A 17,449-nucleotide genomic window follows, 5' to 3' on the forward strand; every position below is an offset into this window, starting at 1 on the left:
CCTGTCCCTCGTCCGAGTGCAGGTGCCACGTCGAGAGAAGGAGCGGGCATGGCGAAGTCGCCCACCGTCGAAGACGTCGCGCTCGCCGCCGGCGTCTCGCGGCAGACCGTCTCGAACGTCCTGAACACGCCCGCCGTCGTGAAGGCGTCGACCCGCGAGCGCGTCGAGAACGCCATCTCGCAGCTCGGCTACCGACGCTCGGCGGCGGCGCGGCAGCTGCGGACACGGCGGAGCTCCACGATCGGCATCCATCTGGATCCGTACGCCGGCGGAATCTCCGGCGTCGTCCTGGACCGCTTCGTGCACGCGCTCACGGAACGCGCCGGCGACCGCGGCATGCGCATCCAGCTCTACGCCGCGCGCACCCCCACCGACGAGATCGAACGTATGCGCGAGCTCGCCGACGGCGGCGAGATCGATGCCGTCGTCATCACGGGCACCTTCCACGGCGACCCGCGGACGCAGTGGCTTCTCGCGCACGAAGTGCCCTTCGTGTCGTTCGGCCGACCGTGGGGCGAGGATGACGTCGCGTCTCCCGCTCACCTGTGGGTCGACGTCGACGGCGCCTCCGGCACCGCCGCGGCCACGCGCCATGCGCTCGCCCACGCGGGGTCCCACGTCGCCTTCCTCGGTTGGCCCACCGGCTCGGGAACGGGTGACGACCGCGAGCGCGGGTGGCGCGACGCACTCGCTGCGGAGGGCTTGCGGATGCCGCGAGTCGCCGTCGACGAGGGCGTCGGGCGCGCCCGGGCAGCCGTTGCCGACCTGATCGCGTCGGACGATCGGATCGATGCCATCGTGTGCGCGAGCGACTCTCTGGCCATCGGCGCACACCTCGCGACGACGGCGGCCGGGCGGGCCGAGCTCCCCATCTACGGCTTCGACAACACGCCGGCCGTCGAGGCGCTCGGGATCTCCAGCGTCGAGCAGCTTCCCGAGAAGGTCGCATCGGGCGTGCTCGATCTGCTCATGGGGCCGACCGGCCGGGTCGTCGTGCCCCGCGAAGCGAGCGCGAACGCGGCGCACGTGCTCGTCGAGCCTCGGCTCGTCGTGCGCTGAGTCACCCGCCGAGGCGCCGGGCGAGCGTCGTCGCTGCGTGGATCACGAGCGCGCTGAGGGCTTCGGCATCCGCGTCGGAGTCGGCGGTGAACGTCACGGCGATCGCGGCGGCCGGCCACCCGGCATGGTCGCGGACGACCGCTCCGATCGATCGGAGGCCGAGCGTCACCTCGCCGTCTTCGGTGGCGTAGCCGCGGGATCGTGCGTCGCGGAGCACGTCGCGCAGCTCTCCCGGGCGCTGCGGACCCCGGCCCGTGCGATCAGCGAAGGCGCCGGCATCCGGATACAGCGCCCGCACCTGCTCGCGGGGGAGTGCCGCGAGCATCGCACGCCCCGTCGCCGTGAGGTGAGCGGGGAGGCGCACGCCGACGTCGGTCACGAGAGCGGGTCTGCGGGACGCGCGTTCCTCGACGATGTACAGAACATCGCGGCCGTGCATGACGGCGAGATGCGCGCTCTCGTGCGCCCGGTCGACGAGGTCGGCGAGCACGGGGCGACCGAGGCGCGCGAGGGGCTCCTGCCGCGCGTAACCGCCCGCGAGCTCGAACGCGGCGATCCCGACGCCCCACCGTCGCGCTTCGGGAAGGTGCACGACGAACGCGTGCTCCTGCAGCGTCGCGAGCAGGTGGTACACCGTCGAGCGGGGGAGATCGAGCGCCGTCGCGATCGTCCGCGCCGGAACCGGCCCTCGCTGACTCGCGAGATAGGTCAGGATCCGCAGGGTCTGGTCGGCCGCGGGCACTTGCGTCTTGTCTGGCATCTCAGACACAGGATGCCACGGCTGCCTGCCGCCGGGGAACTCCGGCGTGTGGAATCGACGCATGACCTCGCGCCCGCCCGCTCCTCCCGTCGTCGTCGTGGGTGCCGTTCCGCTCGCGCCCGCCGATGTCGTCGCCGTCGCACGCCACGGTGCGCGTATCGAGCTCGACGGGGCCGCGATGGACCGGGTCGCGGCATCCCGTGCCCTCATCGAGGCGCTCGCCGACGACCCGCAGCCGCACTACGGCGTCTCGACGGGATTCGGCGCCCTTGCAACGACGTTCATCGCCCCCGAGCGGCGCCGGCAGCTGCAGCTGAGCCTCATCCGCTCCCACGCGGCCGGCACCGGCGCGGAAGTCGAGGACGAGGTCGTCCGTGCACTTCAGCTCCTGCGACTTCAGACCCTCGCGACGGGACGGACGGGCGTCCGCCCCGTCGTCGTGGAGACCTACGCCGACATGCTCAACGCGGGCATCACTCCGATCGTCCGCGAGTACGGCTCCCTCGGCTGCTCGGGCGATCTCGCACCGCTCTCGCACGTCGCGCTCGCGGCGATCGGCGAGGGCGACGTGCGCGTCGCGGGCCAGACCGTGTCGGCAGTCGACGCGCTCGCCGCCGCCGGGATCCCGCCACTCGTGCTCGAGGAGAAGGAAGGCCTCGCGCTCATCAACGGCACCGACGGGATGCTCGGGATGCTCCTTCTCGCGCTCCATGACATCGAGATGCTCCTCGATACGGCCGATCTCGCCGCCGCGATGTCGGTCGAGGCGCAGCTGGGGACGGACGCCGTCTTCGCCGCCGATCTCATGGCGCTCCGGCCTCAGCTCGGTCAGGCGACGTCAGCGGCCAACATGAGGGCCTCCCTGCGCGATTCGCCCCTCGTCGCGTCGCACAAGGACCCCGCCGAGTGCACGCGCGTGCAGGACGCGTACTCCCTCCGCTGCTCGCCGCAGGTGCACGGTGCCGCGCGGGACACCGCGGCGCACGCGGCCCTCGTGGCATCCCGTGAGCTCGCGTCGGCGGTCGACAACCCCGTCGTGACGCTCGACGGGCGGGTCGAGTCGAACGGGAACTTCCACGGCGCGCCCGTCGCGTACGTGCTCGATTTCCTCGCGATCGCGGTCGCCGACGTGGCATCCATCTCGGAGCGCCGTACCGACCGCGCCCTGGATCCCGCGCGCAGCCACGGGCTCCCGCCCTTCCTCGCGGAAGAGGTCGGTGTCGATTCGGGACTCATGATCGCCCAATATGCCGCTGCCGGCATCGTCTCGGAGCTCAAGCGGCTCGCGGTTCCCGCATCCGTCGACTCGATCCCCTCCTCGGCCATGCAGGAGGATCACGTGTCGATGGGATGGGCGGCGGCTCGCAAGCTTCGCCGGAGCGTCGACGGGCTCTCCCGCGTCCTGGCGATCGAGCTCGTCACGGCGGCGCGCGCGCTCGACCTGCGTGCGCCGCTCCAGGCTGGACCCGTCACGGGTGCCGTCCGGAGCTTCCTCCGCAACGCCGGGATCGGGGGCCCGGGACCCGACAGGTTCCTCTCTCCCGAACTCGAGGCCGCCGCGCAGCTCGTCGGTTCGGGCGAGGTCGCCCGCGTCGCGGCATCCGTCACCCCGCACAACGGAGGGGATCCGCGATCATGAGGACCTCTCTCGCGCTTTCGGCCCTCAGAAACGCCGATCTCCTCAGAAACGACGACCACGAAGGAGCTGCACGATGACCGATCGCCACATCCGCGCCGCGCGCGGACCGCAGCGCACCGCGAAGAGCTGGGGCGCGGAAGCGGCCAAGCGCATGCTCATGAACAACCTCGATCCCGAGGTGGCAGAGCACCCGGAGAATCTCGTGGTCTACGGCGGCACGGGACGCGCAGCGCGCAGTTGGGAGGCCTTCGACGCGATCGTGCGCACGCTCGACGAACTCGAACCCGACGAGACGCTCCTCGTCCAGTCGGGGAAGCCCGTCGGCGTCTTCCGCACGCACGAGTGGGCGCCGCGCGTGCTCATCGCCAACTCGAACCTCGTCGGGGAATGGGCGACGTGGCCCGAATTCCGACGTCTCGAGGAACTCGGCCTCACGATGTACGGCCAGATGACGGCCGGATCCTGGATCTACATCGGCACCCAGGGGATCCTGCAGGGCACGTACGAGACGTTCGCCGCCGTCGCCCGGTCTCTCGCCGCGCGGGACGGCCGTGACGAGGCGACGGCAGACCTCGCCGGCACCCTCACGCTCACGGGCGGATGCGGCGGGATGGGCGGCGCGCAGCCGCTCGCGGTCACCCTCAACGGCGGCGCCGTCCTCATCGTGGACGTCGACGAGTCGCGGCTCGCGCGCCGTGTCGCCCACGGCTACCTCGACGAGTACACGACGGATCTGGATGCCGCGATCGCCAGGGTCGTCGCAGCCCGTGACGCCCGTGAAGCCGTCTCGGTCGGGGTTGTCGGCAACGCCGCCGAGGTCTTCGGCGATCTGCTGCTTCGTGGTACGCCGATCGACATCGTGACCGACCAGACGAGTGCCCACGATCCGCTCGCCTACCTCCCGGTGGGCGTGCCCTTCGAGCGCTGGCGCGAGGAAGCCGACCGGGATCCCGAAGGGTTCACCGCCCGCGCGCGGGGTTCGATGGCGAAGCAGGTCGCCGCGATGGTCGGGTTCCAGCGTGCCGGCGCCGAGGTGTTCGACTACGGCAACTCGATCCGCGCCGAGGCGAAGCTCGGCGGGTTCGACGGCGCCTTCGCGTTCCCCGGTTTCGTGCCCGCCTACATCCGCCCGCAGTTCGCGGAAGGGCGCGGACCGTTCCGCTGGGTCGCGCTGTCGGGAGACCCCGAGGACATCCGCAAGACGGACGAAGCGGTCAAGGCGCTCTTCCCCGACAACGCGGCGCTCGTCCGCTGGCTCGACAAGGCGGGTGATGCCGTGCACTTCGAAGGCCTCCCCGCCCGGATCTGCTGGCTCGGCTATCAGGAGCGGCACCTCGCGGGACTGAAGTTCAACGAGATGGTGGCGTCGGGCGAACTGTCTGCGCCCATCGTGATCGGTCGCGACCACCTCGACGCGGGCTCGGTCGCTTCGCCCTATCGCGAGACGGAGGCGATGGCCGACGGCTCGGACGCGATCGCCGACTGGCCGCTCCTCAACGCGCTTCTCAACACGGCATCCGGTGCCTCGTGGGTCTCGATCCACCACGGCGGGGGCGTCGGCATCGGGCGATCGATCCACGCGGGACAGGTGACCGTCGCCGACGGTTCGCCGCTCGCGGCCGAGAAGCTCGCGCGCGTGCTCGTCAACGATCCCGGCACGGGCGTCATGCGGCACGTCGACGCGGGCTACGACCGCGCGCGCGAGGTCGCCCGCGAACGGGGTCTCACGGTGCCGATGCTCTAGCGGGGTGTCTCCCACGTCCATTCGTCGGGGTCGATGCTCGTCGCGACGTCCCAGTCGGACGCTTCCCATTCGAAGCGGGCGACAGCGCAGGTCGGCATGTGGGCGATCTCGCCGTTCGACAGTTCACCGGCGAGAACGCTCATCCCCGGGTCGTGCGCCACGACGACGACCGCTCGCGCGTCCGTTTCGGCGGCGGCACGCAGGAGCACGGGCGCCGGCGCGCCGTACAGTCGCTCCTGCTGTTCGACGGGAACGCCGAGCGCGCCGCTGAAGAAGTCCGCCGTCGTCGCGGCGCGCAGCGCCGTACTGGAAAGGATCACGTCGGGACGAAAGCCCGTAGCGGCCAGCGCAGACGCCATCCGCGGAGCATCCCGCAGACCCCGGTCGTTGAGGGGCCGGTCGTGATCGTCGAGCGTGAGGTCCGCCCAGTCGGATTTGGCATGGCGGATGAGAACGAGTCGTGTCGTCATGGCGAAGTCCCTCCCGAGCGCGCTGTCACGGCAACGCTAGCCCCGATTCGCCACGTACACCCACGCGTCGCGTCCGCTCGCCAGACGTACCGCCACGCGACGGTAGAGCGACACCTCGTATTCATCCGAGGCCTCGAGCTCGTCCTCCGTCACCCAGAGCACCTTGCCGATGACCTTGTCCCGCGGGCTGTGCGTCACCCGCACGAGCGGGTGGACAGAGGCTCCGGAGAGGTCGACCACGCGACGATCCTCGATCTCGACGTAATCGACCGTGTAGCCGGGGAGGACATCGTCTTCGCTGTCGAGGAGGCGCCCAAACGTGTCGAGCTGCACTTCGGGATACTGAAGCGTCCCGTAGCTGAACAGGAGCTGGTCGGCTGCCACGCGATCAGCGTAACCCCGAGAGTCGCGGGAGCGAAGAGATCGTCACGCGCCGACATCTGCCGGCTGCCGTTAGCCGAGGAACGCGTGCGCGATCGTGTAGATCACGAGGCCCGCAAGGGCGCCGACGATCGTTCCGTTCAGACGGATGTACTGCAGGTCGCGTCCGACCATGAGTTCGATCTTCTCGGTCGTCTCTTCGGCGTCCCAGTTCTCGACGGTGTCGGTGATGATCGACGCGATGTCGTGCCGGTACCGATCGACGAGGAACACTGCGGCATCCGTTACCCACGTGTCGACGCGGCGCTGGAGCGCCTGCTCGGTCTGGAGTCGCTGGCCGATCTCGGCGAGGGCGGATGCCGCGCGGCGACGCAGCGGACTCTCCTGGTCGGCAAGGGAGCGGAGGAGCCCCGCCTTCGCGGTGTTCCACGCCGACGCGGCGAGTTCGCGCACGCGCGGGCTGTCGAAGACGGAGGTCTTGGCGTCTTCGAGGCGTCCGATGGTGGCCGGATCGTGCTGGAGATTGACCGCGAGGCGCGCGAGGTACTGGTCGATCGCGTGCCGAGCAGGATGCTCCGGGTCGGCCTGCACGGCGGCGACGAACTTGACGGCCTCGTTGTAGACCGTGTCGTCGACGAGCCGATGCGCGATCGAGGGCACCCAGCCCGGCAGGCGGCGGGAGACGAGCCCCGCGAACGAACCGCGGTTGGCCGCGAGCCACTGTCCGATCGTGTCGGCGGCGAGATCGACGGCGCCGTGGTGGGCTCCGCTCTCCACGAGCCGCTCGAGCCACTCGCCGACCGGCGGACCCCACTCGGGACTGATGAGGTGCTCGCGGGCGAGATCTTCGATGACGCCCTGCACGTCATCGTCGCTCAGGGCCGTCAGGACGCTCGCTGCCATGAGCGATCCTTCCGCGGCGACGCGCTCGGCGTGCGCGGGTACCGCGAGCCACTCGCCCAGGCGCGACGCGATCGGCGTGCGTTCGAGCTTCGTGCGCACGACATCGCCGCGGAGGAACTCGGTCTCGACGAACTCGCCCAGATTCTGACCGATCTCGTCCTTGCGGCGCGGGATGATCGCGGTGTGCGGGATGGGGATCCCGAGCGGATGCCGGAACAGCGCCGTCACCGCGAACCAATCCGCCAGCGCACCCACCATGCCGCCCTCCGCCGCCGCGCGCACATAGGCGAAGGCGGGGATCTGCTGCTGGAGGGCGAAGCCGATGACGAAGACGATCGCCATGAAGACGAGGGCGCCGAGGGCGACGCCCTTCATCAGGCGGAGTCCGCGGCGTCGCTCCTGGTCTGCGGGGCTCAGAAGGTGCGTGGGAGTGCGTGCCATGAAGGGGATCAGTCCGTGAGAGGGCCGAGCCAGGCGGCGGCGACCGTGGAGTGGGCCGACTCGGGGTCGGAAGGGTGGAAGAGGCCCGCGAGCACATCGCGGTAGAGGCGACTCAGCTCCGAGCCGGAGAAGTACGCCGACCCGCCCGCGACGAGCACGGCGTCGTCGACGACGGCCTTGGCCATCGTGACGGCGCGGTGCTTGAGGCCGCTCAGGAGCGAGAACCACCGTGCGCCGTGGTCGGCGGCGGTGTCGACGTCGTGCGCCACGGCAGCGATCTGCGGGGGCAGGGCGTCGTAGGCGAGCGCCATGTCGGCCACGCGCCAGCGGATGTCGGGGTCCTGGCTGTAGGCGGAGCCCGTCTTCTTGGACGTCCGGCGGTGTGCGGTCTCGACGGCGAGATCGAGCGCCCGTCGAGCGATCCCGGTGTAGACCGATGCGAGCAGGATCTCGAAGACGCTGAAGATGCCGAAGACGAGAGGGTCGGGCTGGGGGCCCGGGGCCATCCGGGCGACGACGCGGTCCGCGGACGCGGTCGCCCCGTGCAGCTCGGTCGTCCTCGACTGCGTCCCCCGCATGCCGAGGGTGTCCCAATCGTCGCGGGTCACGACGGCGTCCGTCCGCGGAACGAAGGCGTAGACCATCGTCGGCGCGTCGGTGCTCGTCGTGTCGAGGCCGTGCAGCCCGAGCTGCGTCCACACGGGGCCGAGGGACGTGAAGATCTTCGTTCCGCTGAAGGAGTAGCCGCCGTCGTCGAGAGGTGTGGCGACGGTGTCGCTGCCGAACAGCACGAGGTCGTTCCCCGCCTCGCTGATCCCGAACGCGAACACCTCACCGTGCACGGCTCCGTCTTGCACGAAACGGAGCCGGTCATCGCCGCGGTCCTGCAGCACCTTCGCGACGCCCGTCCACACGAGGTGCATGTTGACGGCGAGGGCCGTCGCAGGCGCGGCCGTCGCGAGACGCTGCTGGAGGAGCGCCGTCTCGGCGAGACTGAGCCCCGCACCGCCCTGATCGACCGGCACGAGGGCGGCGAGATATCCGGCATCCTTCAGCTCCGCGAGGTCGGCCTCGGGGAAGGTGTTGTCGCGATCGTGCTGGGGAGCCCGTTCGCGCAAGCGCGCCAGCAGGTCGTCGGGGAGGAGGCCGGCGGGGTCGAAGGCGGTCACGCGAGTGCCGTCCGAAGGTGCCGGACGGTGTCCTCGGGCTTGTCGCGATGCGGAGAATGGCCCGCTCCGGCGACGACCGAGATGCTGATGTACGCGTTGGCCGTCATCTCCTCGATGAGGCGCCGTGTGACGAGGGAGTACACCTTCGGGTCGGAGGCGATGACGTGCGTCGGAACCCGCAACCGGGATGCCGCGACCCGCTCGTCCCACTCGGGGTTCTGCGAACTCGTCTGCTCGACCGCCCAGCGGCTCGCCTGCTGCGCCGACAGTGCTTTGAGCTCGATGTCCTGTTCATGCCACGTGGGGTGCTCGGCCCGGACGGCCGCCGCGGTGGGATCCGCGAACGAACGGGTCTGACTGTCGCGGACGATCTGACGATCGCGCTCGCGCAGATGGATCGCGGGGTCGATGAGGATGAGGCGTCGCGTCCACTCCGCATCCGCCGCAGCGGCCGCCGTCGCCGCCGCGCCGCCGAGCGAGTGTCCGACGACGGCATCCCACGAGCCGCCCCCCGTCGGCCGCGTGATCGCGAGGTCGGCCGCGTACGCGGCGATCGTGTACTCGAGCGCCCGAGGCGCTGTCCCGTGGCCACGGAGGTCGACGGCCTGCGCGTACCATCCGTCGTCGGCGAGGGCCGTGCCGAACCGCCACATGAGCGCCGCGTTCGAGCCGAGTCCGTGGACGAGGAGTGCGCGGCGCGTCGCGGCGGGATCGCCCCATGAGAGGCGGGGGAGAGTGAGGGGTGCCGGCATGACTCCAGGGTAGGCCGGTTGTCCTACCCGAGGCCGATCAGCTCGCCCGCGAAGATCACGACGGCCGACACGAGGACGGCGACGAAGGCGACCGCGACGACGGCGAGGACGACGATGTTGCCGACGAGGGCGAGAAGGAAGGCGGCGAGGGGGAAGCGGGAGGTCGAGTGCGTGGGGATGCTGCTGGTGGTCACGCTTCGACGCTACGAACGCGGCCGGCTCGCGGCATCCGTCTGCGGCACGACCCGCATACCTCTCGAGGATGATCCCGACCGTGCCGAACGGGCCGCACCCCTCGTGGGAAGACGGACAATGGCCTGGTGATCTCCACCGACCTCGCTCTCGCCCTCCGCGCCGCCGGACTCGTCTGGCATCCCTCGTCAGGAGATCGCTTCCAGCTCGACGAACCCGAATTCGAGGCCGATGTCTTCACCGTGAGCGAGATGACGGTCGAGCCGCGCAGCTACCCGACCGGAAGCATCCTGGCCTTCAACGGAACGACCGAATGGGCGCTGGATTCCGTCGCCCTCGAAGACGCGCTCTGGCTTCCGCACGAGCACCAGCTGCGCGAACTCCTGCGCGGCACCTTCCGTGCCCTGAGGCGGGACGCCGACTCGCACGTCGTCGAGATCGTGCTCGGTGGGGAGACCCTCTCGTTCGATCACCCCGAGCCGGCCGACGCCTACGCGCTCGCTGTCCTCGAGCTCATGAGCCGGTCGGACTGACGCCGACACCCCGATTGCCTACACCCCGATTGTCAGCGCAGCGGTGTAGCCCTGCGAGACGCTCCCCGACATGGTCGCGATCTGGTGGATGCCGCCGTCGTCGCCGAAGACGTTGTCGTTCTGCAGCGACACTCGCGAGGCGTTGCTGATGCTGCGCTCGTACCCGCTCGTGGCGTAGACGGCCGTGTTCGTCTCGGCGGGGAGGGCGATCTGACTCGTCTTGACGATGGGGCCCGACGCGACGGCGGTCGCCGTGTCCTCGTAGACCTCGAAGTGGATGTGCGGCCAGCGCCCCGAGTAGCAGGCGGGATAGATCGAGGTGAACGTCACGGTGCCGTTGGCATCCGTCTCCTGCACGCCGCGGAGGTAGTTCTCGTTCTCGACGCCGTTGCTGTACAGCGAATAGTTCCCGTCGCGGTCGCAGTGCCAGAGGTAGACGCCCCGCCCCGAGAGCGCTTCGCCGGTCGTCGCGTCTCGGACGGTGAGTGCGATGGTGAGAGGGATCCCTTCGGCGACCGTCGTCGATGAGCCGAAGCTCGAGCGGATGTCGCTGCGCACGATGCCCGAGTCGTCCAGAACGTTCACCCCGTTCGATCCGTCGGCGGGGTACGGTCCGCCCGTTTCGTCGGGGACTTCCGTGAGGGATGCCGTCCCCTCGGCGCTCGCCGACGCGGTCGCGCCTCCCGTGGCCGAGGGGGTCGCGGTCGGGCTCGATCCGCTCTCGGCACCGCTCGACTGCGTCGTCGCACCGCACGCCGCGAGGAGGGACGTGAGGGCGGCACCGCCGAAGATGCCGAGCATGCGGCGCCGGTCGATGAGCGTGCGGATGTCGTAGACGAGTCCGCGGTGGTCTTCGTCGATGGGGTCGCCGTTCTCGTCGAGCCATCGGTTGTCGTCGTCTGTCATGAGAACGAGAGAACCCCACCGCCCTATGCCGTTTCTATGGCACGGCTATGACGAGCCACTGCGTGTGCGGCTCAGGGGTCAGGAGGGGCTCGGACCGGACAGCGTCGAGATCGGCTCGGTGTCGGGAAGGGGACTCGCATCACGGTGGCGGAGGTCGGGGAATCCGCGCACGAAGACGACCGCGACGAGGAGGCCGACCGCGGCGAAGGCGGCCGCCGCGACGTAGGCGCCCGTCGCGCCGATGCCGTCGATGAGGAAGCCCGCTGTGGCGGATCCCGCGGCCGCGCCGATGAGCTGTCCCGTGCCGACCCATCCGTAGGCCTCGGCGGTCTCGCTGAACTTCACGCTCGCCGATGTCATCGCGAAGATGACGGCGAGGGCGGGTGCGATGCCGATGCCGGCGAGGATGAGCGTCCCGCTGAGCCACCAGACGTCGAGCGAGACGATCGTGAGGGAAAGCCCGACCGTCACGATGAGGAGGCGGCGTGCCATCGCCCAACGGCCGATCGGGATGTGTCCGAACGACAGGCCGCCCGCGAGGCTTCCCACGGAGAAGAGGGCCAGCACGATGCCGGCTTCGAGGCCGCCGTGATCGAAGGTCGCCACGACACCCGCCTCGACGGCCGAGCATGCGCCGATGAGAAGGAACCCGACGATGGTGGCGAGGAGGACGGGAGGCTTTCCGAGCACGCGTCCGATGCCGCGACGGCTGCGGGGGATCCGCACGCGCCCGACTTCGGGGGAGAGGATGAACCACGCGCCGCCGCCCAGGAGGATCGCGACGATCAGGAGGAGCGCGGGAACCGTCCCCACCTGGGTGCCGACGAACGTGACGACGACGGGAGCGATGATCCAGATGATCTCCTGCAGCGACGCGTCGAGGGAGAACAGCGGCGTGAGCTGTCTGGCCGTGACCATCTTGGGGTAGATGGTGCGCACGGCTGACTGCACGGGCGGAGTCGACAGCCCGCCGATGAGTCCCAGCACCATGTAGAGAGGGACCGGGAGGGTCAGCAGCGCGATCGCGGCGATCGACGCGGCGCAGATGAGGAGCGTCACCGTCAGGACGCGGCGCATACCCCAGCGCCCCATCCAGCGGCTCGTGACGGGTCCGGAGATGGCCTGACCGATCGATGTCGCCGCCAGGACGAGGCCCGCAGACCCGTACGATCCGGTGACGTGCTCGATGTGGAGCAGGATCGCGAGGCTCGTCATCCCGTTGGGGAATCGGGCCGTCAACTGTGCGGCGATGATACGCCCGACACCCGGCGTGCGCAGAAGATCACGGTACCCCGACACCCGATTACGTTAGCGCGGCGCGGGGCCGTTTCGGATCGGACGGGCGCGGAGGGGCATCGCGTGGGATCGGATGCCGCGACACGCCGCGACACGCCAGGGACGTTGTCCACAGGCGAATCCGATGTCGGAACCCCCGCCTACCGTGAACCTGTGTGAAACCGGCCGCCCGCGGGGGGCCGAAACCGTTCGGATTCAGGCCTTTTTCAGCTTTCGAGAAGATGGCGCACCTGTGGATGAATCGGTGGAGAACCTGTGTTGTACCGAGAGGGACCGGTGGAAAACTACACGGATGTAACTACTAGCCCTTGTGGTGCTATCTAACGTCCGTACCCATATGTAGTATTGGACTCCCGGTGGGGGGAACCGCCGGGAATCATCGAATGTGAGGGGAGAGACCGATCACCATGGCGATCACCGTCTACACGAAGCCCGCGTGCGTGCAATGCACCGCGACCTACCGCGCGCTCGACTCGAAGGGCATCGAGTATGAGATCCACGACCTGTCGGAAGACCCCGCGGCCCTCGAGCAGGTCAAGGCTCTGGGATACCTCCAGGCCCCCGTCGTCATCACCGATGAAGACCACTGGTCGGGCTTCCGGCCCGACAAGATCGACGAGCTCGCCTCGCGTCTGTGATCCCCGATGAGCACGGTCGCGACGAGCGCACCGCTGCTCGTCTTCTTCTCCAGCGTCTCCGGCAACACCGCTCGCTTCATCGAGAAGCTCGGACTGCCGGCGGTACGCATCCCGCTCCACTCCTCTGACGCACCCCTCATCGTCGACGAGCCCTTCGTCCTGGTCACTCCCACCTACGGGGGAGGCCAGGGCCGGGGCGAGGAGAAGGGGGCGGTGCCCAAGCAGGTCGTTCGATTCCTCAACGACGAGCGAAATCGCAGCAACCTGCGCGGCGTCATCGCCGCAGGCAACACCAACTTCGGCGAGGCCTTCTGCCTCGCCGGCGACATCATCAGCCGCAAGTGCCGCGTGCCCCACTTGTATCGGCTCGAACTGTTCGGCACGCCGGAAGACGTTGATCGCGTGAGCGACGGATTGGAACGATGGTGGCATCTGCAGTGACCGATACTCAGGCGGATTTCAAGCACGAGGCGCGGTTCGAGGGCATGGACTATCACGCCCTCAACGCGATGCTCAATCTGTACGACGAGAACGGGATGATCCAGTTCGACGCCGACAAGCGCGCCGCGCGGGAGTACTTCCTCCAGCACGTCAATCAGAACACGGTGTTCTTCCACTCCCTCAAGGAGCGCCTCGACTACCTCGTCGAGAAGGAGTACTACGAGCCCGCCGTGCTCGAGAAGTACTCCTTCGACTTCATCCAGCAGCTCAACGACTTCGCCTACGGCAAGAAGTTCCGCTTCGAGACGTTCCTCGGGGCGTTCAAGTACTACACGAGCTACACGCTCAAGACGTTCGACGGCAAGCGCTACCTCGAGCGCTTCGAGGACCGCGTCGTCATGACAGCCCTCGCGCTCGCCGATGGCGACGAGAAGCTCGCGACGAACCTCGTCGACGAGATTCTCTCGGGTCGCTTCCAGCCGGCCACTCCGACGTTCCTCAACGCCGGCAAGGCGCAGCGCGGTGAGCTCGTGTCGTGCTTCCTTCTGCGCATCGAAGACAACATGGAGTCGATCTCGCGCGGCATCAACTCCTCGCTGCAGCTGTCCAAGCGCGGCGGCGGCGTGGCTCTGCTGCTGTCGAACATCCGCGAGTCGGGTGCGCCGATCAAGCAGATCGAGAACCAGTCGTCGGGCATCATCCCCGTCATGAAGCTGCTCGAAGACAGCTTCAGCTACGCCAACCAGCTCGGTGCGCGCCAGGGCGCCGGCGCCGTGTATCTCAGCGCCCACCACCCCGACATCCTGCGCTTCCTCGACACCAAGCGCGAGAACGCCGACGAGAAGATCCGCATCAAGACGCTCTCCCTCGGCGTCGTCGTGCCCGACATCACGTTCGAGCTGGCCAAGAACGGCGAAGACATGTACCTCTTCTCGCCGTACGACGTCGAGCGCGTCTACGGTGTGCCGTTCGGCGACATCTCGGTGACCGAGAAGTACCGCGAGATGGTCGACGACCCGCGCATCAAGAAGACGAAGATCAACGCGCGCGAGTTCTTCCAGACTCTCGCCGAGATCCAGTTCGAGTCGGGCTATCCGTACATCATGTTCGAGGACACGGTGAACAAGGCCAACCCGATCAAGGGCCGGATCAACATGTCGAACCTCTGCAGCGAGATCCTGCAGGTCAACACCCCGACGACGTACAACGAGGACCTCTCGTACAACCAGGTGGGCAAGGACATCTCCTGCAACCTGGGCTCGCTCAACATCGCCCTCGCGATGGACGGCGGTGACCTCGCCAAGACGGTGGACACGAGCATCCGTGCCCTCACCGCCGTCAGCCAGCAGAGCCACATCGCCTCGGTGCGCTCGATCGAGTCGGGCAACGACCGCTCTCACGCGATCGGCCTCGGTCAGATGAATCTGCACGGCTACCTCGCCCGTGAGCACGTCTACTACGGCTCGGAAGAGGGTGTCGACTTCACGAACATCTACTTCTACTCCGTGCTCTTCCACGCGCTCACGGCGTCGAACAAGATCGCGATCGAGCGGGGCGAGACCTTCGACGGGTTCGAGGACTCCACGTACGCGTCAGGGGAGTTCTTCGACAAGTACATCGACCAGGCGTGGGTTCCCACGACCGACAAGGTCAAGGAGATGTTCGCGGGTCACCACATCCCGACGCAGGAGGACTGGCGCGAGCTCAAGGCCTCGATCCAGCAGTACGGCATCTACAACCAGAACCTCCAGGCGGTCCCGCCGACGGGTTCGATCTCGTACATCAACAACTCCACGTCGTCGATCCACCCGATCGCGGCGAAGGTCGAGATCCGCAAGGAAGGCAAGCTCGGCCGCGTCTACTACCCGGCGGCGTTCATGACGAACGACAACCTGGAGTACTACCAGGACGCGTACGAGATCGGCTACGAGAAGGTCATCGACACGTACGCCGCCGCGACGCAGCACGTCGACCAGGGTCTGTCGCTCACGCTGTTCTTCAAGGACACCGCGACGACGCGTGACATCAACAAGGCGCAGATCTACGCGTGGCGCAAGGGCATCAAGACGATCTACTACATCCGTCTGCGTCAGATGGCGCTCGAGGGCACTGACATGACCGAGTGCGTCTCCTGCACGCTCTGACGGTCTGACCTGGGATTTTGGAGAAGAAGGAACGATGAGCGAGAAGCTCCAGCTCCTGGACCACGTCCAGGCCATCAACTGGAACCGCATCCAGGACGACAAAGACCTCGAGGTGTGGAACCGCCTGGTCAACAACTTCTGGCTGCCCGAGAAGGTGCCGCTGTCGAACGACATCCAGTCGTGGAACACGCTGACACCCGAAGAGCAGACGCTGACGATGCGCGTGTTCACGGGGCTCACGCTCCTCGACACGATCCAGGGCACCGTCGGTGCCGTGTCGCTCATCCCCGATGCGATCACGCCGCACGAAGAAGCGGTCTACACGAACATCGCTTTCATGGAGTCGGTGCACGCCAAGAGCTACTCGTCGATCTTCTCGACGCTGTGCTCGACGAAGGAGATCGACGAGGCGTTCCGCTGGTCGGTCGAGAACCCGAACCTTCAGAAGAAGGCGCGGATCGTCATGGACTACTACCGCGGTGACGAGCCCCTCAAGCGCAAGGTGGCCTCGACGCTCCTGGAGTCGTTCCTCTTCTACTCGGGCTTCTACCTGCCGATGCACTGGTCGTCGAGGGCGAAGCTCACCAACACGGCCGACCTCATCCGCCTCATCATCCGCGACGAGGCCGTGCACGGGTACTACATCGGCTACAAGTTCCAGAAGGGGCTCGAGAAGGCGTCCGAGGCCGAGCGTCAGGACATCAAGGACTACACGTTCTCGCTGATGTACGAGCTCTACGACAACGAGGTGCAGTACACGCAGGACCTGTACGACTCGGTCGGCCTGACCGAGGATGTCAAGAAGTTCCTCCATTACAACGCCAACAAGGCCCTCATGAACCTGGGCTACGAGGCGATGTTCCCCGCGAGCGTCACGAACGTCAGTCCCGCTATCCTCTCCGCGCTCTCACCGAACGCCGACGAGAACCACGACTTCTTCTCCGGGTCGGGCTCGTCGTACGTCATCGGCAAGGCCGAGGCGACGGAAGACGAGGACTGGGACTTCTAGAAACCCCTGGCAAACGCCCCGTTCTGCCAGTCGGCGCAGTGAGCAGAGGCCCCCGGCCGATTACCGTGAGTGGTGATCGGCCGGGGGCATTCTTGCGCGTACGCCCACACTTGCCCGAGCGTGGCCTCCCGGGCGGGGCGTGTTTCGGACCGGCGGGGCGCGAATTCTGCGCCCCGCGATGGCACACCGCGCCCCGAGCTGCGGGGCAGCCCTCGCCGCCCGCGTGAGGGAGGGCCCTAGTGTGGAAGGCATGGGCTGGCTCCAGTACGACCACATCAGCGACCCGATCGCCATCGACGATCGTGCGCTGTCGCACTTGAAGACGGTCATCACGACGAAGCTTCGCCGAGGTGAGAGCTTCACCGTCACGTGGATCCACTCCACGGAGCAGGCACCGGGTCGTACGACGATCTGGGTCGACCCGGCGATTCCTCTGCGCTTCACGTTCGAGTCGCCCGATCCCGTCGAGCTGAACCCCGAGTGGCTCGTCCGACTGGCCGACACGGCCTCGATGACAGGAGAGATCGTGCTCATTCCCGAAGAGGAATCCGGTCCGCTGACGATTCCGCCGGCGTCATGATGAGGACGATCGCCCGATGGGCTCTCGCAGGAGCCATGGTCTTCGCGGGAATCAGCCACTTGTTCTGGGCGCGCAAAGAGTTCCAGGCTCAGGTACCCGACTTCACGACGAAGGTCATGGACAAGGATGCCGTCGTCGTGGCATCCGGTGTCGTCGAAGTGATGCTCGGCGCATCGCTCGTGGCGCTGCCCCGGTCGCGCCGTACGATCGGCACGATCCTCAGCGCGTTCTTCATCGCCGTCTTCCCCGGGAACATCGAGCAGTACACGAAGAAGCGCGACGGGTTCGGCCTCGACACCGACCGCAAGCGGCTCGTACGGTTGTTCTTCCAGCCCGTTCTCGTCGCCTGGGCCTTCTGGTCGACGCGACGCTGATCCTCGCCCGAGATTCGA

At 68.0% G+C, this 17,449-nt stretch carries 19 protein-coding genes; 10 read left to right on the forward strand and 9 right to left on the reverse strand.

Going from position 1 to position 17,449, the window contains the following annotated elements; all coding sequences use genetic code 11:
- The first annotated feature begins 48 nt into the window (after positions 1 to 48).
- On the forward strand, positions 49 to 1,059 hold the full coding sequence (locus tag FBY39_RS10025) for a LacI family DNA-binding transcriptional regulator (RefSeq protein WP_141932168.1): 1,011 nt from the start codon (positions 49 to 51) through the stop codon (positions 1,057 to 1,059).
- Position 1,060: 1 nt separating this feature from the next.
- Here FBY39_RS10025 and FBY39_RS10030 read toward each other — a convergent pair whose 3' ends face one another.
- Entirely contained in the window at positions 1,061 to 1,819 is a 759-nt protein-coding gene (locus FBY39_RS10030; RefSeq protein WP_141932169.1) for an IclR family transcriptional regulator, read from the reverse strand.
- 61 nt (positions 1,820 to 1,880) lie between these two features.
- Between FBY39_RS10030 and hutH the strand changes: the two genes are divergently transcribed.
- Both hutH and FBY39_RS10040 read left to right on the forward strand, forming a co-directional pair.
- Complete coding sequence (gene hutH, locus FBY39_RS10035; RefSeq protein ID WP_141932170.1) at positions 1,881 to 3,458, forward strand: histidine ammonia-lyase; 1,578 nt, start codon at positions 1,881 to 1,883, stop codon at positions 3,456 to 3,458.
- 73 nt (positions 3,459 to 3,531) lie between these two features.
- Positions 3,532 to 5,202: a urocanate hydratase gene (locus tag FBY39_RS10040; protein ID WP_141932171.1), complete on the forward strand. Its 1,671-nt coding sequence runs from the start codon at positions 3,532 to 3,534 to the stop codon at positions 5,200 to 5,202.
- Here the strand turns inward: FBY39_RS10040 and FBY39_RS10045 are convergent.
- The 6 genes from FBY39_RS10045 to FBY39_RS16450 form a co-directional block, all read right to left on the reverse strand.
- Complete coding sequence (locus FBY39_RS10045; RefSeq protein ID WP_141932172.1) at positions 5,199 to 5,672, reverse strand: histidine phosphatase family protein; 474 nt, start codon at positions 5,670 to 5,672, stop codon at positions 5,199 to 5,201. The genes FBY39_RS10040 and FBY39_RS10045 overlap by 4 nt on opposite strands.
- A gap of 36 nt (positions 5,673 to 5,708) precedes the next feature.
- Positions 5,709 to 6,056 (reverse strand): gamma-glutamylcyclotransferase family protein, encoded by a 348-nt coding sequence (locus tag FBY39_RS10050; protein ID WP_141932173.1) that lies wholly within the window; start codon positions 6,054 to 6,056, stop codon positions 5,709 to 5,711.
- A gap of 69 nt (positions 6,057 to 6,125) precedes the next feature.
- A complete protein-coding gene (locus tag FBY39_RS10055; RefSeq protein ID WP_141932174.1) occupies positions 6,126 to 7,397 on the reverse strand; it encodes a DUF445 domain-containing protein in 1,272 nt (423 codons plus the stop codon).
- An 8-nt stretch (positions 7,398 to 7,405) separates the two neighbouring features.
- A complete protein-coding gene (locus tag FBY39_RS10060; RefSeq protein ID WP_141932175.1) occupies positions 7,406 to 8,566 on the reverse strand; it encodes an acyl-CoA dehydrogenase family protein in 1,161 nt (386 codons plus the stop codon).
- Positions 8,563 to 9,318: an alpha/beta fold hydrolase gene (locus FBY39_RS10065; RefSeq protein WP_141932176.1), complete on the reverse strand. Its 756-nt coding sequence runs from the start codon at positions 9,316 to 9,318 to the stop codon at positions 8,563 to 8,565. Before FBY39_RS10065 ends, FBY39_RS10060 begins: the two co-directional genes overlap by 4 nt.
- A gap of 23 nt (positions 9,319 to 9,341) precedes the next feature.
- A complete protein-coding gene (locus FBY39_RS16450; RefSeq protein WP_160133091.1) occupies positions 9,342 to 9,512 on the reverse strand; it encodes a hypothetical protein in 171 nt (56 codons plus the stop codon).
- Between the two features lie 126 nt (positions 9,513 to 9,638).
- Between FBY39_RS16450 and FBY39_RS10070 the strand changes: the two genes are divergently transcribed.
- On the forward strand, positions 9,639 to 10,043 hold the full coding sequence (locus FBY39_RS10070) for a pilus assembly protein CpaE (RefSeq protein WP_141932177.1): 405 nt from the start codon (positions 9,639 to 9,641) through the stop codon (positions 10,041 to 10,043).
- An 18-nt stretch (positions 10,044 to 10,061) separates the two neighbouring features.
- Here the strand turns inward: FBY39_RS10070 and FBY39_RS10075 are convergent, their stop codons facing one another.
- Positions 10,062 to 10,949, reverse strand: coding sequence for an intradiol ring-cleavage dioxygenase (locus tag FBY39_RS10075; protein ID WP_141932178.1), 888 nt, complete (start codon positions 10,947 to 10,949; stop codon positions 10,062 to 10,064).
- A 78-nt stretch (positions 10,950 to 11,027) separates the two neighbouring features.
- On the reverse strand, positions 11,028 to 12,248 hold the full coding sequence (locus tag FBY39_RS10080; RefSeq protein WP_141932179.1) for an MFS transporter: 1,221 nt from the start codon (positions 12,246 to 12,248) through the stop codon (positions 11,028 to 11,030).
- Between the two features lie 404 nt (positions 12,249 to 12,652).
- Here FBY39_RS10080 and nrdH point away from each other — a divergent pair, with 404 nt between their 5' ends.
- From nrdH to FBY39_RS10110, 6 genes are all read left to right on the forward strand, one after another.
- Positions 12,653 to 12,883, forward strand: a complete 231-nt coding sequence (gene nrdH, locus FBY39_RS10085) for a glutaredoxin-like protein NrdH (protein WP_141932180.1) — start codon at positions 12,653 to 12,655, stop codon at positions 12,881 to 12,883.
- Positions 12,884 to 12,889: 6 nt separating this feature from the next.
- Positions 12,890 to 13,324, forward strand: a complete 435-nt coding sequence (gene nrdI / locus FBY39_RS10090) for a class Ib ribonucleoside-diphosphate reductase assembly flavoprotein NrdI (protein WP_141932181.1) — start codon at positions 12,890 to 12,892, stop codon at positions 13,322 to 13,324.
- Positions 13,306 to 15,468: a class 1b ribonucleoside-diphosphate reductase subunit alpha gene (nrdE, locus tag FBY39_RS10095; RefSeq protein WP_141932182.1), complete on the forward strand. Its 2,163-nt coding sequence runs from the start codon at positions 13,306 to 13,308 to the stop codon at positions 15,466 to 15,468. Before nrdI ends, nrdE begins: the two co-directional genes overlap by 19 nt.
- 34 nt (positions 15,469 to 15,502) lie before the next feature.
- Positions 15,503 to 16,477: a class 1b ribonucleoside-diphosphate reductase subunit beta gene (gene nrdF, locus FBY39_RS10100; protein ID WP_141932183.1), complete on the forward strand. Its 975-nt coding sequence runs from the start codon at positions 15,503 to 15,505 to the stop codon at positions 16,475 to 16,477.
- 250 nt (positions 16,478 to 16,727) lie between these two features.
- Positions 16,728 to 17,057 carry a hypothetical protein gene (locus FBY39_RS10105; protein ID WP_141932184.1) on the forward strand — a complete coding sequence of 110 codons (330 nt, stop codon included), beginning with the start codon at positions 16,728 to 16,730 and terminating at the stop codon, positions 17,055 to 17,057.
- Positions 17,057 to 17,431 carry a hypothetical protein gene (locus tag FBY39_RS10110; protein WP_186337008.1) on the forward strand — a complete coding sequence of 125 codons (375 nt, stop codon included), beginning with the start codon at positions 17,057 to 17,059 and terminating at the stop codon, positions 17,429 to 17,431. The genes FBY39_RS10105 and FBY39_RS10110 overlap by 1 nt, the downstream gene beginning before the upstream one ends.
- Positions 17,432 to 17,449: the final 18 nt, after the last annotated feature.

This window comes from Microbacterium sp. SLBN-146 (assembly GCF_006715145.1).
Taxonomy (GTDB): domain Bacteria; phylum Actinomycetota; class Actinomycetes; order Actinomycetales; family Microbacteriaceae; genus Microbacterium.